The sequence below is a fragment of the Hymenobacter saemangeumensis genome, assembly GCF_039541835.1.
Taxonomy (GTDB): domain Bacteria; phylum Bacteroidota; class Bacteroidia; order Cytophagales; family Hymenobacteraceae; genus Hymenobacter; species Hymenobacter saemangeumensis.
The window spans coordinates 254,735-269,119 of record NZ_BAABGZ010000008.1 but is presented as its reverse complement, the minus strand read 5'-3'; the positions used below and the strand labels follow the sequence as shown (position 1 = coordinate 269,119).

9 protein-coding genes are annotated in these 14,385 nt (G+C 62.4%); 1 reads left to right on the top strand and 8 read right to left on the bottom strand.

Annotation, left to right across the window (positions count from 1 at the left end):
- Nucleotides 1-97: 97 nt before the first annotated feature.
- The gene (locus tag ABD919_RS02490; protein WP_345233464.1) at nucleotides 98-244 is read left to right on the top strand and encodes a hypothetical protein; all 147 of its coding nucleotides are present in this window, start codon (nucleotides 98-100) and stop codon (nucleotides 242-244) included.
- Nucleotides 245-298: 54 nt separating this feature from the next.
- Here the strand turns inward: ABD919_RS02490 and ABD919_RS02485 are convergent, their stop codons facing one another.
- From ABD919_RS02485 to ABD919_RS02450, 8 genes are all read right to left on the bottom strand, one after another.
- A complete protein-coding gene (locus ABD919_RS02485; RefSeq protein ID WP_345233462.1) occupies nucleotides 299-2,920 on the bottom strand; it encodes a T9SS type A sorting domain-containing protein in 2,622 nt (873 codons plus the stop codon).
- Nucleotides 2,921-3,209: 289 nt separating this feature from the next.
- Entirely contained in the window at nucleotides 3,210-6,611 is a 3,402-nt protein-coding gene (gene secA, locus ABD919_RS02480) for a preprotein translocase subunit SecA (RefSeq protein WP_345233460.1), read from the bottom strand.
- 262 nt (nucleotides 6,612-6,873) lie between these two features.
- Complete coding sequence (gene rfbD, locus ABD919_RS02475) at nucleotides 6,874-7,743, bottom strand: dTDP-4-dehydrorhamnose reductase (protein ID WP_345233458.1); 870 nt, start codon at nucleotides 7,741-7,743, stop codon at nucleotides 6,874-6,876.
- Nucleotides 7,733-9,097, bottom strand: a complete 1,365-nt coding sequence (locus ABD919_RS02470; protein ID WP_345233456.1) for a family 1 glycosylhydrolase — start codon at nucleotides 9,095-9,097, stop codon at nucleotides 7,733-7,735. The genes rfbD and ABD919_RS02470 overlap by 11 nt, the downstream gene beginning before the upstream one ends.
- Before the next feature lie 241 nt (nucleotides 9,098-9,338).
- The gene (gene glf / locus ABD919_RS02465) at nucleotides 9,339-10,517 is read right to left on the bottom strand and encodes a UDP-galactopyranose mutase (protein WP_345233455.1); all 1,179 of its coding nucleotides are present in this window, start codon (nucleotides 10,515-10,517) and stop codon (nucleotides 9,339-9,341) included.
- 52 nt (nucleotides 10,518-10,569) lie between these two features.
- The gene (locus ABD919_RS02460) at nucleotides 10,570-11,865 is read right to left on the bottom strand and encodes a glycosyltransferase family 1 protein (protein WP_345233453.1); all 1,296 of its coding nucleotides are present in this window, start codon (nucleotides 11,863-11,865) and stop codon (nucleotides 10,570-10,572) included.
- A gap of 176 nt (nucleotides 11,866-12,041) precedes the next feature.
- Nucleotides 12,042-12,554 carry a GNAT family N-acetyltransferase gene (locus tag ABD919_RS02455; RefSeq protein ID WP_345233452.1) on the bottom strand — a complete coding sequence of 171 codons (513 nt, stop codon included), beginning with the start codon at nucleotides 12,552-12,554 and terminating at the stop codon, nucleotides 12,042-12,044.
- A gap of 36 nt (nucleotides 12,555-12,590) precedes the next feature.
- On the bottom strand, nucleotides 12,591-14,135 hold the full coding sequence (locus tag ABD919_RS02450; RefSeq protein WP_345233450.1) for a hypothetical protein: 1,545 nt from the start codon (nucleotides 14,133-14,135) through the stop codon (nucleotides 12,591-12,593).
- Between the last annotated feature and the right edge of the window lie 250 nt (nucleotides 14,136-14,385).

The following is a 14,385-nucleotide window of genomic DNA, read 5'->3' as shown; positions in this document are numbered from 1 at the left end:
CCGTGGCTGCCAAGGTTCCGGCGACGCTCAAGGCTCATGCCGATGCCAAGGCTCTGGAAAAAGAGCTGGGAAAACCTACGAGCAGCGAGATGTCATTGTGGCCCAGGCCCTGCCGCTGGTGCAGCGCGGCTCTAAACCCCTGCAGGACAACCTGGGCAAAGCCAGCCCGCGCCAGATGGACGACTATTGCTACACCGTGAAAGATACGCCTCGGCCGGCCAGGCCTAAGCACCCTTCACTTTAGTAAAAAGGCCCGAACGGTTTCCGTTCGGGCCTTTTGGTGTTAGGAGCTGCTTATTTATTCCACCACCAGCCGCACCTGGGCCTCCTCTACCCGCACGATGTAGGTACCAGCCGGCAGGTCAGGCACGTCCAGTACTACCGAAGCGGCCCCGGCAGGTACCCGAAAAGAAAGCACTACCCGGCCCAGAGCATCGAGCACCCTTCCGGCGCGGCCAGAACGTGCAGGCACTAGCTGCAACGTAGTCAGGCCGCAGGCGGGGTTAGGATAGATGTGCAGGGCAGGTACGACAATGGGGGCTGCTACGGCAGTAGGGATGGCGGCAGGGTCATAAATACCGAAGCCCACGCTCGCTTTGCTGCCGTCGCCTACACCGGTGAAGAGCCCACCAGCGCAGAGCCGGTTGCCGGGCAGCAAAGCCAGGGCCTGCACAAAGCTGTTGAGCCCGCTTCCAAGGGCCGGGCTCGTCCAGGCCGAGCCGTTCCACGAAGCCACGTTGCTGACCGCGGCGCCGCCGGCCTGCTGAAAGGCGCCACCGACGAACAGCTCTCCAGTGCTGCTCTGAGCTAGTGCTATCACGCCGGCACGGCCCCCGCCGGGCACCAGTACGCCATTGGAGGCGCCGGTGCCCAGGGTGCTCCAGGCCGTGCCGTTCCACTTCGCAAGACCATTGGCCGGCATGCTTCCTACTTGGGTGAAAAAGCCACCTACATACACATGGCCGTTCCCAGCAACGGCCAGAGTTCTTCCTTCTCCCCCGCTGAAACCACCCAAGGTGGCCCAGCTACTGCCATTCCACTTCGCAATGTTGTTGTCACTGACGGCGTATAGGTCGCCGCTGGGCGCCAAAGCCAATGCCGACACTATGCTCGTCCCGCTACCCAAGGGACTCCAATTGGTTCCATCCCACTTGGCTACGTTGTTGGCCAGTACGGGCCCAGCCTCCGAGAAATTACCTCCCACATACAAGTCGCCGCTGGGCGCTATGGCCAGCGCATACACGCCATTACTACGCACCCCGTTCTGAGCGCCGGTGCCCAGGGCACTCCAGGCCGTTCCGTTCCACTTGGCCACATGATTAGCCAACTGCCCTCCAGCCCGGGTAAAGGAACCGCCCACATATACCTCACCCGTTGGGGCAATCGCCAGCGCTCTCACATAGCCGTACACACCGTTGGCCGCCCCGGTGCCCAGGGGGCTCCAGCCTGTACCGTCCCATTTCGCCACCCCGGCTGCCACCGTGCCCCCGGCCTGGTCAAACTGGCCGCCCACGTACACGTCGCCATTGGCAGCCACGGCTACGGCAGATACATGGTAAAACATGCCCTGACCCACCCCCATACCGATGGCGGACCAGGTTGCCCCGTTCCAGCGGGCAAGGCCGTGGGCGCTTGTGCCAGATACGCTGCCGAACGCACCCCCGACGTAGATGTCACCTGTGGATGAGCGCAGCAGCGCGTACACGAAAGTGACGTTGCCCAGACTGCTCCAGGCCGTCCCATCCCACCTCGCAATGTTATTGGGCCCAAGAGGCCCAACTTGGACATAGTCGCCGCTTACCAACACTTCCCCGCCAGTCGTTAGGGCCAGCGCCGCCACCCGGGCGGTAGCGCCTGCTCCGAGCGGACTCCAAACCGTACCATTCCACTGTGCCACATGATTGGCGGCCAGAGTGCCGGCCTGGTTAAAGTCGCCGCCCACATATACAACGCCATTGGTATCGATGGCCAAGGCATTAATCAAGCCGCCGATGCCATTTTGATTCCGGATGCCAGCGCCCAGGGCACTCCAGGCGGAGCCGTTCCACCGGGCAATGTTGTTGGCTGCAAGGCCCCCGGCCTGCGAAAAGCTGCCGGCCACGTACAGGTCGCCGCCGGGGACAATGGCCAGTGCTTTAACAGCACCGCCCATGCTGAAGCCACTGGTGCCGACCCGGCTCCAGGTGGTGCCGTTCCATTTAGCAAGGGCATTGGCGGCCAGCCCCCCGGCTTGAGCGAAGCTACCGCCCACGTACAGGTCGCCATTAGCCGCTACTGCCAGCGCATACACGTATGAGTTGCTGCTCACCCCATTTTGAGGCCCGGTACCTAGGGTGCTCCAGGCTGTGCCATTCCACCGTGCAATGCTATTGGCCACAAGTCCACCCGCTCGGGTAAAGAGGCCACCCACGTACAGGTCGCCATTCGGGGCTACGGCCAGCGCGTGTACGAAGCCATCCACACCGTTCTGAGCCCCGGTACCCAAGCTGCTCCAGGTATTTCCATCCCACTTGGCTACATAGTTGGCTACTGTGTTGCCGGCTGCCGTGAAATTGCCGCCGATGTAGACGTTGGTACCAGCCTGCGCCACTGCCTTTACATTGCCGTTTACCCCTTCCGGCAGACCGAAGCCACTTTGCCATTTATAGTCACCGGCACCGGTTACACCGGTGGGCCGGAACACCGGTCGGCCATCGGGTGCGGTGCTCATGGTGAAGCTCGTGGCGTCAAACGCCCCGTTGGCCCCCGGGCGCAGGGTGCCGTCGGCCATGAGTACCATGCCGAGCGAGGGTACCGATGTCTGGCTTGGCCCACCATGCGCGGCCGCCGGCCCCACGGTTATCATCAGCAGACAGATGCCCAGCAGTAAGCCCGAACCGCTCCGGCCAATGAATTTCAGTGGAAAGTAAAGTCCCGTCATTATGCTTGTTAGAGTTAAACCAATCAGCGGAGGGCTATCTGTGGTAAAGGTATTAGCTGGCTGGCGCCTGAACCCGCGCGGATGGCTAATAGCGAGGACAGTACCCAGGCCGGCCGGATTGAAAGCGGAAAATTTTATAACGAAAGCAGCATCGGCGACCAGCGATGATTATTTCGGGTGGGCGCCGGGCAAAGGAATGCCTAACTTCTTGCTAGCATATGACTTTTTAAAGCAGAAACGCCCCGACCAAACCGGCCGGGGCGCTCTCTTATTCAGCAATTAGCGAACCTTAGTCAATCAGCACGGCGCGGCCGGTTTCTACGTCCTGCTCCACGCTCTTGTACTTCACGTCGCGCTTCACGGTGCCGTCCATGTACTGCACGCTCACCTTGTCGTTGCGGTTGGCAATTTTATGGGCACGCACGGGCATTTGCTTTTCTACCACCACGGGGGCCTGCTCCATGTCTTCGGGGCCGGCACCGAGGGAGTCGAGCATGGATTCCTTCTGCTCGGTGAGGCGCAGGTCGTGCTCCTCGTCCTCGTAGTAGTACTCGGGCTCGGCGTTGGTGCCCACGGCAGCCTGCTGCACCGGCACGTCGGCGTGGAACAGGAAGCTGGTGGTTTCCTCGTTCACCTTGCCAATCATGCGCTTGAACAGCTCGAAGCTTTCGAACTTGTACACCAGCAGCGGGTCTTTCTGCTCGTACACGGCGTTCTGCACCACCTGCTTGAGGTCGTCCATCTGGCGCAGGTGCTGAGTCCAGGCCGTGTCAATTACGGACAGTACCACTACCTTCTCCATCTGGCGCAGGATGTCGTGGCCGCCCGTGGCCTGGGCCTTGCGCAGGTTGGCAATGGCCGTCACCTGCTTCTTACCATCGGTGAAGGGCACGGCGATGTTCTCGTAGGGCGCGTTCTGGGCCAGCAGGTCGTTTACCAGCGGCAGGTTGGTAGAGGCGATGTGCTCGTTCTTGCTCTGGAAGTACTGCAGGGCCTCGTTGTAGAGCTTCTGCGTGAGCGCGGGGGCCTGCAGCGTGCTCAGGTCGTTCGCGGTCAGGAAGGTGTCGTAGCCGAACACGCGAATGACGGCCAGCTTGAAGTCCTCAAAGTCGTTGGTGATTTTGTGGCCCGTGGCGATGTCCTCGCTCACGTCGTAAATCATGTTGAGGATGTCCACCTCCATCCGGTCGCCGAACAGGGCGTTGCGGCGGCGGCGGTACACCACCTCGCGCTGGGCATTCATCACGTCGTCGTACTCCAGCAGGCGCTTGCGGGTGCCGAAGTTGTTTTCCTCCACTTTCTTCTGGGCCCGCTCGATGGAGCTGGTAATCATGGAGTGCTGAATCACCTCGCCTTCTTCCATGCCCATGCGGTCCATGAGTTTGGCAATGCGGTCGGAGCCGAACAGGCGCATGAGGTTGTCTTCCAGCGACACGAAGAACTGCGAGGAGCCCGGGTCGCCCTGGCGGCCGGCGCGGCCCCGCAGCTGGCGGTCGACGCGGCGGCTTTCGTGGCGCTCGGTGCCGATGATGGCCAGACCACCCGACTCGCGGCTGGTTTCGCGCAGCTTGATGTCGGTACCACGGCCGGCCATGTTGGTGGCGATGGTCACGGTGCCGGGGAAGCCGGCGGCGGCCACAATCTCGGCCTCGCGCTGGTGCTGCTTGGCGTTGAGCACCTGGTGCTGAATGCCGCGCAGCTTCAGCATGCGGCTCACCAGCTCGGAGATTTCAACCGAGGTAGTGCCCACGAGCACCGGGCGGCCGGCTTTCACCAGCTTGTCGATTTCCATGGCCACGGCGTTGTACTTCTCACGCACGGTCTTGTATACCTGGTCGTGCTCGTCTTTGCGGGAGATGGGGCGGTTGGTGGGCACCACCACTACGTCCAGCTTGTAGATTTCCCAGAACTCGCCGGCTTCGGTTTCGGCCGTGCCGGTCATGCCGCACAGCTTGTGGTACATGCGGAAGTAGTTCTGCAGGGTCACCGTGGCGTAGGTCTGGGTGGCATCTTCCACGCGCACGCCTTCCTTGGCTTCGATGGCCTGGTGCAGGCCGTCGGAGTAGCGGCGGCCTTCCATCACGCGGCCGGTCTGCTCGTCCACGATTTTCACCTTGCCGTCCTCGGTCAGGATGTACTGGTCGTCTTTCTCGAACAGGGTATAGGCCTTCAGCAGCTGGTTTACGGTGTGCACCCGCTCTGACTTCTCCTGGTAGTCGCTCATCAGCTTTTCCTTGCGCTGGAGCTTTTCCTCGTTGGAGAGGGCGGCGTCTTTCTCGATGGCCGCGATTTCCATGCCCAGGTCGGGCATGATGAACAGGTGGGGGTCTTCGCCCTGGGAGGTAATCAGGTCGATGCCCTTTTCGGTCAGCTCAATCTGGTTGTTCTTCTCGTCGATGGTGAAGAACAGGGGCATGTCGGCCTTGGGCATCTGGCGCGAGTTGTCGGCCAGGTAGTGGTTTTCGGTGGCCTGCAGCACCTGGCGCACGCCAGTCTCACTCAGGAACTTGATGAGCGGCTTGCTCTTGGGCAGGCCGCGGAAGGCGCGGAACAGCATCAGGCCGCCCTCGCCGTTCTTGTCGCCCTCTTCCACGCCGGTCTTGCCTTCGGCGATGAGCTTGCGGGCCTGCACCAGGTACTGCTGCACCAGCTTCTTCTGCTCGTCCACCAGGCGCTGGATGCGGGGCTTGAGCTGGTAGAACTCGTGCACGTCGCCGCGGGGCACCGGGCCGGAGATGATGAGCGGCGTGCGCGCATCGTCAATCAGCACGGAGTCCACTTCGTCGACCATGGCGAAGTGGTGCTTGCGCTGCACCAGCTCTTCGGGGTCGCGCGCCATGTTGTCGCGCAGGTAGTCGAAGCCGAACTCGTTGTTGGTGCCGTAGGTGATGTCGGCCAGGTAGGCGGCGCGGCGCTCCGGCGTGTTGGGCTGGTGCTTGTCGATGCAGTCGACGGTGATGCCGTGGAACTCGAACAGCGGCGCGTTCCATTCGGAGTCGCGCTTGGCCAGGTAGTCGTTTACCGTTACCAGGTGCACGCCCCGCTTGGAGAGGGCATTGAGGAAGGAGGGCAGGGTCGATACCAGGGTTTTACCTTCACCCGTGGCCATCTCGGCGATTTTGCCCTGGTGCAACACTACGCCGCCAATCAGCTGCACGTCGTAGTGCACCATGTCCCAGGTGATTTCGGCGCCGGCAGCCAGCCACTTGTTGGCCCAGATGGCTTGGTCGCCCTCGATGGTGACGTTGGCTTTGCGGCTGGCATACTCCCGGTCGTAGTCGGTGGCCGTCACCACCAGCTGGCCGTTTTCCTTGTAGCGGCGGGCGGTTTCTTTTACAATGGCAAATGCCTGGGGCAGCACTTCAAGCAGCACCACTTCCAGGTCTTTGTTGCGCTGCTTTTCCAGCGCGTCAATCTGCTCGAAAACGGCCTCTTTGGCAGCTACGTCGAGCTGGGGCTGGGTATCAATCTGCTGCTGCAGGCTGGCAATCTGCCCGTCGATACCAGCCAGCCGCTCAGCAATGCGGGCGCGCACCGTGTTGGTCTGCTCACGCAGCTGGTCGTCCGTCAAACCGGCCAGTTTGGCATATTCGGCATTAATCAGTGCCACGTAGGGCAGCACGTCTTTCAAATCACGCTCCGATTTGGAGCCAAACAGCTTGGCGACGGTCTTGCCTAGGAAATCAAACATCAGGTATTGTTTTAGCGGAAAAGCGCGTGGGCGCACCCCAAATTTACGGCTTTTCTAGCTAAAACCAGCCCAAAGAGCCGGATAAGACAAGGTGGCAGAGCCCCACCCCCCGGCCCCCTCCCCTGCGGGGGAGGGGGAGCCAATCCCCGCTCTAGGTTAAAAGGGAGGAGTTAAGAAGCAATTCTGCTCTTTACTCCACTCCTCTCTTTACATGGTAGTCATTCGGCTCCCCTCCCCCGCAGGGGAGGGGTCGGGGGTGGGGCTAGTGCCCCAGCTCCCACACGCACCTACCCAGGGCGTCGTCGATGCTGGGCTGCACCATGCCTTTCTCGCTGCCGAGCACGCTTTGGCGGGGCCGGGGCGCGGGCAGGCCAAACTCGGCCATGCGGCGCGGCACCACGAAGGCGTCGGAAAGGCCGGCTTTGCGGGCAGCGGCGCTGGCCAGCTCGGCCCAGGTGCAGCTGTCCTGGCAGGCCAGGTGCCAGATGCCGTGGGCATCGTCGAGCAAGAGGTCGAGGGAGGTATTCACCAGGTCGGGCACGAAGGTGGGGGCTACGCGTACGTCGTCGGCCGCCTCGAAAGGCTGGCCACGGCGGGCGGCGTGCAGGGCGAAGTGCACGAAGTTGTAGGCGTCCCAGCCGCTGAAAAAGGCGCTGGTGCGCACTACCAGGGCGCCGGGATGGGCAGCCAGCACGGCCTGCTCGGCGGCGAGCTTGCTGCGGCCGTACACATTTAGCGGGTTGGGGCGGGCCGACTCGGTGTAGGGCCCCTCCTGCTCGCCATCGAACACCAAATCGGAGGAGAACGTGAGAAAGGGCAGCTGCCGCCTGGCGCAGGCCGCAGCCAATACGGCCGGGCCGGTGGCATTCTCCCGAAAGCAGCGCGCCTCGTCGGTTTCGGCCTCGTCGACGCGCACGTAGCCGGCGGCATTCACCACCGCCCATGGCTGGTGACGGTCAAGGGCCCGGGCCACCGAATCCGGGTCGGCAATGTCCAGCTCGGCCCGGCCCAGGGCCACGGCGGCCAGGCCGCGGATGTGGCAGATGCGGGTGATGGCCCGGCCCAGGGTGCCGTTGGCCCCGGCAATGAGCAGGGGCGTAATTTTCTGGTCGGGGCTACGGTCAAGCTGCATACTCAAGCGCTTCGGTTTTGTCAGGGGACTCTTCCAGCACGGCGTCTTCGTGCACGGCGTGCATCTCGGCCGGGGGCTGGTGGCGGAAGTGAATACGCTCGGGGCGCTGCCACCAGCCGGGAGATTGCAGAATGGGGTGGCGGAAGACCCCGCCATTAGCCAGCGCTTTCGAGATTGTGGCCAGCATGGTGGGCCGGGGCTGTCCGCTGCGCACGTCGAACACGCCCACCTCGTAGAAGCCCGCATCGCGGGTGAGCAGGCTGTTCCAGTCGAAAGAGCCCAGCAGGGCCCACACCGTCACGGCGCGCACGTCGGCACCGGCGCGGCGGGCACCTTCGGCGCTTTCCCACACGTAGTTCAGCCAGCGCACCTGCTCGTCGCGGGTGCAGTTGAGGTGAGCTTCGGTGATGGCCAGGGGCAGGTGGTAGCGCTGCCAGGCCTGCTCCAGCAGGCTTTGCACGCCGGCCATCTGCACGCAGCCCACGCGCACGGCCTCTACATCGGCGTAGCGGCCGCCGCTGCCGGCGCTGTGGCAGTCCCAGTAGTGGGCAGTGTCCTCGTCGAGAAACCGCTCGCTGGTGAGGTAGTGGTTGATGCCCAGCACGTCAGGCGGGCAGGGGTCGGAGTGCCAGCTGCGGAGCTCGTCTTCGCTGGCGCCGTGCTCGAGGAGGTAGCCCCAGAAGGGATGCTCGGGCGTGACGCGGCCGCAGAGGATGTCGAAGCTGAGCCAGCGGCGGTGGTTTTCAAACTCCACCTGGTGCTGCATGGCGGGCGTGCCGTGGGCCTGGCCCAGGTCTTCGGTCTGCACCAGCTGAGCCGCCGGGTTTATTTCCCGAATGGCGCGCATGGCCTGGCGGGTACCGTCCAGCTCATTCAGCAGGGCCCGCACGAAGGTGCGGTCGCAGCTGGTATGGGGGTACCAGTGCCCGTAGAGGCAGCTGAAGCGGGCGGTGGTGAGGGGCTCGTTTACGGGCGTGAAGTGCGTCAGCCAGGGGTAGCGGCGGGCGATGCTGGCCGCGTGCCGGGCCAGGCCGGTGGCGAAGTTGTCCTGGTGCAGGGCGGTGTAGCGGGGGCCGCTGCCGTGGTGCACCAGTCCAATGATGGGGTTGATGCCCAGCTCGCGCAGGCGGGGCAGGCGGGCATCGGCCCAGCTCCAGTCGCATTCGTCGGGGCTGTTGGGCGCCACGTGCTCCCAGAGCAGCGGGTAGCGTAGGGTTTTAATGCCCAGCTCGGCAATGGCGTCGAGGTCACTTACGCGGTGCCAATGTCCGTTGCGGCTTAGCTGGTCGGAATACCGGTCGCCCAAGCGGCAATGGCTGCATTCGATGCCGCCCCAGAGTTCAAGTTGGTTCATAAGCGGGAAGTTGTCAGTTGTCAGCTGTCAGTTGTCAGCCCGTTCGTCTAAAGCAGCCGTCAGAACAATCCTGACAACTGACAACGAATAACTGACAACTAAAACCGGCAACCAGCTGAAAATAAAACTGTCACCCCCGGCCCTGCGCCGAAAGCGCGGATGCCGAAGGTGACAGTGGGGGTGCCGGCAAGCCGGCGGGTTAAACGGCAGGGACGTCGGCAGGCTCCGTCCCCATTACATGCTACTCCTGCTTGGGAGCGCGGCTGATGAGCTTTTCTACCAGCGCGGTGCTGCCCGAGATGGCCGGGCGGGCCGGCTTGGCAGCCTCCTCTTTCTCGGTGAGCTTCTTGTACAGGGTCAGGGCCTGGGCTACTACCTGGTCCATGTTGTAGTACTTGTAGGTGGCGAGGCGGCCCACGAAGTGCACGTTGGGCGTTTCATCGGCCAGCTTCTTATACTTGTTGTACAGCTCGGCGTTCTCGGCCATCGGAATCGGGTAGTAGGGGTCGCCCTCGGCCTGCGGGTACTCGTATACGATGGCCGTTTTGGGGTGGTCCTGCCCGGTGAGGGCCTTAAACTCGGTGATGCGCGTGTAGGGGTGCTCGTTGGGGTAGTTCACTACGGGCGCCGCCAAGTGCTTCTCCTTGTTCAGCGTCTCGTGCTTGAACTCCAGCGAGCGGTAGGGCAGCTTGCCGAACTTGTGGTCGAAGTACTCATCCACGGGGCCGGTGAAAATCATTTCCTTGTAGGGAATGAAGTCGATGACGTCGTGGTAGTCGGTGTTGAGCATCACCTTGATGTTGGGGTGGTCGAGCATCTTCTCGAACATCCGGGTGTAGCCGTGCAGGGGCATGGCCTGGTAGGTGTCGGTGAAGTACCGGTCGTCGCGGTTGGTGCGGGTGGGTACGCGGCTGGTCACGCTCTTATCCAGCTGCGAGGGGTCGAGGCCCCACTGCTTGCGGGTGTAGTTCTTGAAGAACTTCTCGTACAGCTCGCGGCCTACCTTGCTCACTACCACGTCTTCCGAGGTTTTGATGCAGGGCACTTCTTCGGCTACGGAGGCAAAGAACTGGTCGAGCTCGAAGCTGGTCAGGTTCAGGCCGTAGAGCTTGTTGATGGTATCGAGGTTGATGGGCATGGGCACGTGCTGCCCGTCTACCGAAGCCAGCACGCGGTGCTCGTAGGGGCGCCACTCGGTGAAGCGGCCCAGGTAGTCGAACACCTCCTTGGAGTTGGTATGAAAGATGTGCGGGCCATACTTATGCACCAGGATACCATCCTCATTATAATGGTCGTAGGCGTTGCCACCGATGTGGTTGCGCTTGTCGATAATGAGGACTTTTTTATTGCTGCGGGTGGCCAGCCGCTCGGCCAGCACGCTGCCGGCAAACCCGGCTCCGACGATGAGATAATCAAACATGGCGCGGTACGTATGGAGATGTGAAGAGGAAGAATGGAGAAGGGTAAGGTGTTTAGTTCAGCGAAGGAGCTTTAGTGGGCAGGGCTTCGGCTACGTCGGCATGCGGCGTAGTGGCAGCGGCAGCATCGGGCGTCTTGGCATTCAGGCGCTGCTGCATCAAGTCCACCATCTGCTGCCAGGTCTGGTCCCAGGAGATAGTTGCTAAATAGTCGTCGGTGCGGCGGCGCCAGTCGGCGTCGTCGTTCTGCTTCAGGGCTTTCTCAATTCCGGCGGCGAAGTCCTGGGCATTGTCGGCGATGTGCACCAGGTTCAGGTCGCCGTAGGGGCGCACCACGTCGCGGATGGGCGTGCTTACCACGGGGCGGCCGGCGGCCAGGTACTCGGGGGTTTTGGTGGGCGAGATAAACTTGGTGCTTTCGTTGTCGGCAAAGAGCAGGGTGGCTACGTCCCAGCCCGCCAGGTAAGCGGGCAGCTCCTGGTAGTCTTTGCCGCCCAGGTAGTGGATGTTCTTGCTGTTGGGCAGGTGGGCCGGGTCAATTTTCACCACCGGGCCGATGATGACAAACTGCCACTCGGAGTGGGTGGCGGCCAGCTCGCGCAGCAGCTCGATGTCGAGGCGCTCGTCTACCACTCCGAAGAAGCCCACGCGGGGGTGGGGAATCCTGGCCTGGTCGGCCGGGTCGGCCTGCTTTACGCGGGCCTGCCCGAAGTGGGCTTTGTCGATGCTGCTCGGGAAGGAGTGGGCATCGGCGTGCTGCTTGCTCTTGGCTTCGTACAGGGTGTGGCCGCCGGTGAAAACCAGGTCGGCTTTCTGGAACAGCTCCTGCTCGCGGCTGCGCAGCTCGGGGTGGGCAAACTTGAAGTTGGCCAGCTCGTCCATGCAGTCGTACACGGTCAGAACGGGCTTAAACTGGCGCGACTTGGCCAGGGCCATGGGCGTGTAGTACCAGAAAGCGTACTTGGTAATGGCGTTCTGGTCGAAGTACTGGCTCAGGATTTCGTACTGGGCCTGGTCGGAGCCGGCTTCATCGCCGCGCAGGCGGTTGGGCAGGTGAGCTACTACTACTTTCACCCCGTTCTGCCGCTCTTTCACCTCAATGTGGGGCTCAATCAGGTCGTCGGCGTGGTAGAAAGGCTCTTCCACGTAAAACACCCGCCCGTGCTGGGCAAAGCGGGAAAGCAAATGCTGGGGCCGCTGCCAGACAAAATCCCAATGCAGGTGAGCGAAGCACACCAAGTCAGGCAGCGTATACGATTGATTGTTTGATGCTTTGGCAGGCTGAGCGCTGGTTTGGGCAGCGTCGGCGAAGGCACGCGCGGGCGCCTCCGCCTGAGAAGAGAGCGGCATGAAAAGAACAGGAAGTTGGTTTCGCGCCGCGTCGGTACGGAAAGAGAAGCAAAAAACCGGGGCGCTTGGCAGTCTATACGCGCCCTTCCGGCAAAGGATATGGTTCAGCTTATCCGGGGCCGGGCACTGCGCGATGGCTATACGGAAATAGCTTGGCTTGTGATGCCTTCCTGCTCCTACTCCTGTGCCTGCAGCAAAACCTGAAACTCTACCGCGTCCTGCCAGCCGCTGGCTAGCCGCAGCCACTGCAGCCGCAGCCCCACCCGACGAAAGCCCGCGGTTCGAAACAAACTCATACTCGGCCCGTTATCTGCGCCAACCGTGGCATAGAGCTGGTGCAGGCGCAGGGTGGTGCGGGCGTATTGCTTCAGCAGCTCCAGGGCTTGAAGGGCGTAGCCGCGGCGGCGCTCTGTTCCCAGAATGGTGATGCCTACCCCCGCCCGCTGATGCAAGGGGTCAAAATCAAACAGGTCGACAACACCGACCGTGCGGCCATCATTTTCAGTACTTATCACCAGGCGCAGCTGACGCACTACGTAGAAATCGGCCGAGGAATGTGCTAAATACTCGCGCAGGGCATGGCGCGACACCGGCGCCAGCGTATCCGACACACCCCAGATGCTGGGGTCATTCTCTAGCTGGAACAGAAACTCCAGGTCGTCAGGCTCAAGGGCGCGGAGGAATATCATGAAAATCGCTAAGCCAGGGGCAGTCGAATCGGGTTCTTACTTCAGGCTGGCCAGGCGTTGCAGGCTGGGGTTGCTGGGCTCGTAGCTAAGGCCCTTGCGGGCGTAAGCCTTTACCCCGGGCAGGTCGTTGGCGCGGCCCGAGCACAAGCTGGCAGCTAGGTAGACGTTGGCCGCTGCCTCGTTTTCAACGGCAGCTCCTTTGCCGCTCTGCGCCTGCTCGAACAGGGCCAGGTACTTCTTGCCCTCGGCACGCTTGTCCTGGGCGAAGTAGTCGAGCGCCGTTCGGCCGTAGGTATGGAGGTAAGCCTGGGCAAGCAGCGGCGTGCCTTTTTCGCGGGGATGCTCGTACACAAACAGGTCGAGCTGGCGCAACATGCGGATACCGCCGCCGCTGCGGCTGCTTTCCTGCTGCACCAGGGCGTTGACCATGCCCTGCAGCTCGGGGCTGGTCGGGTTGTAGTGGTAAGCCTGCATCAGCAGGTGAAAGGCCGGCAGGTAGTTCTGCTGCAGCAGCTTCATGCGGCCCCGCTGCATGTAGTACACGAAGGAGATGGTGCCGCGCGTGGCCGAGTCGGCCACGCTGCCCTGAAAGGACTTGTACACGGCGCGGTACGTGGCCGTATCGCCTTTGTCCATCAAGAACTTCTGGGTGAGCCCGCGGAAGTCGCTGATGGCCTCGTCCTGGTACTTGCTGCCCGGCTGGTAGGCGTAGAAGTCGGTGAGCTTCTCCACATCTTCCATTTTGGCATAGCTGATGCCGTTGAGGCGGTAGCGCAGGCTTTCGACGAGCAGGTAGCTGGTTTCGGTGGTATGAAACAGCTTTTCGGCTTTTTGCAGAGCCCGGTACGCCTGCTCGGCGTCGTCTTCAGCCAGCGCCAGCACGGCCTTGTTGTAGTACTGCAGCGAAATCAGCTGGGGCAGGGTAATGGTTTTGTCGGCCTGGAACTTCTGCTTGAACACTTCCTCTACGCCCAGGCGGGCCACCTCCTCCTGGCTTACCAGCTTGCCCTCGGCCAAGTAGTCGACGTAAGCCTTTTTGAAGCGGGCATCGGGCAGGAAGTAGCCGCCCTGGGGGTCGGTGCCTTCCACCATGATGTTGCTGGCGGCGGGGTCGGCCACCACGTACACGTGGGTGGGCTTCTGGCGGATGGCGTAGGGAATGCGGTAATGCTCGAAAATCAGCGCATACAGGGCGGAGGCACTTACGCAGTTGTAGATGCCGCTGCCCATGGTCTGGTCGAAGGTGGCCTTGTCCTCGTACTTGGAGAGGAAGCCCTTGTGCACCTGCTCAAAAATGGTGCGCACGCGCTTGGCCATGGGCTTGCCCTCAGGCTTGGTGGCATCAATCAGGGCGTAGAGGTCGGCGAGCAGCTTGCTGGCCTGCGCTACCTGGTCTTCGTTGGCCCCCGGCCGGATAGCCAGCAGCTGGGCCAGGTAGGTTTGCTCGGTGGCCGGGCCGGTGGCGTTGAGCGCCTTTTCCTCCAGGGGGGAAGTGTAAACCAGGCGGCGGGGGGCCACCTGGGCTTGGGTGGCCACCGCCAGTAGAAGAGCGGCGCCGAGAGCGAGTGCTTGTGGCTTCATTGAATAGAGGAGGTCAGGCCAGCTTTCATTCCTCGCCGCCACCTGGCTTAGCAGCTTGCCGGCAGCTGTGCCGGGCAAAAAGGGACTTGGGCTTAACGCTGGTTCAAAAATGAGAAGCAAGTTAGGCAGCCGGCCCGCAATTGCGTGCCGGCTGCCGGCACGTAAATTCCGGCCCACAAGCAACACTTACCCTGCCGGATAGCATCTTGGCAGTACCCCCGCCCGGCAGGTGGCGGCTTCCGCACCCAGC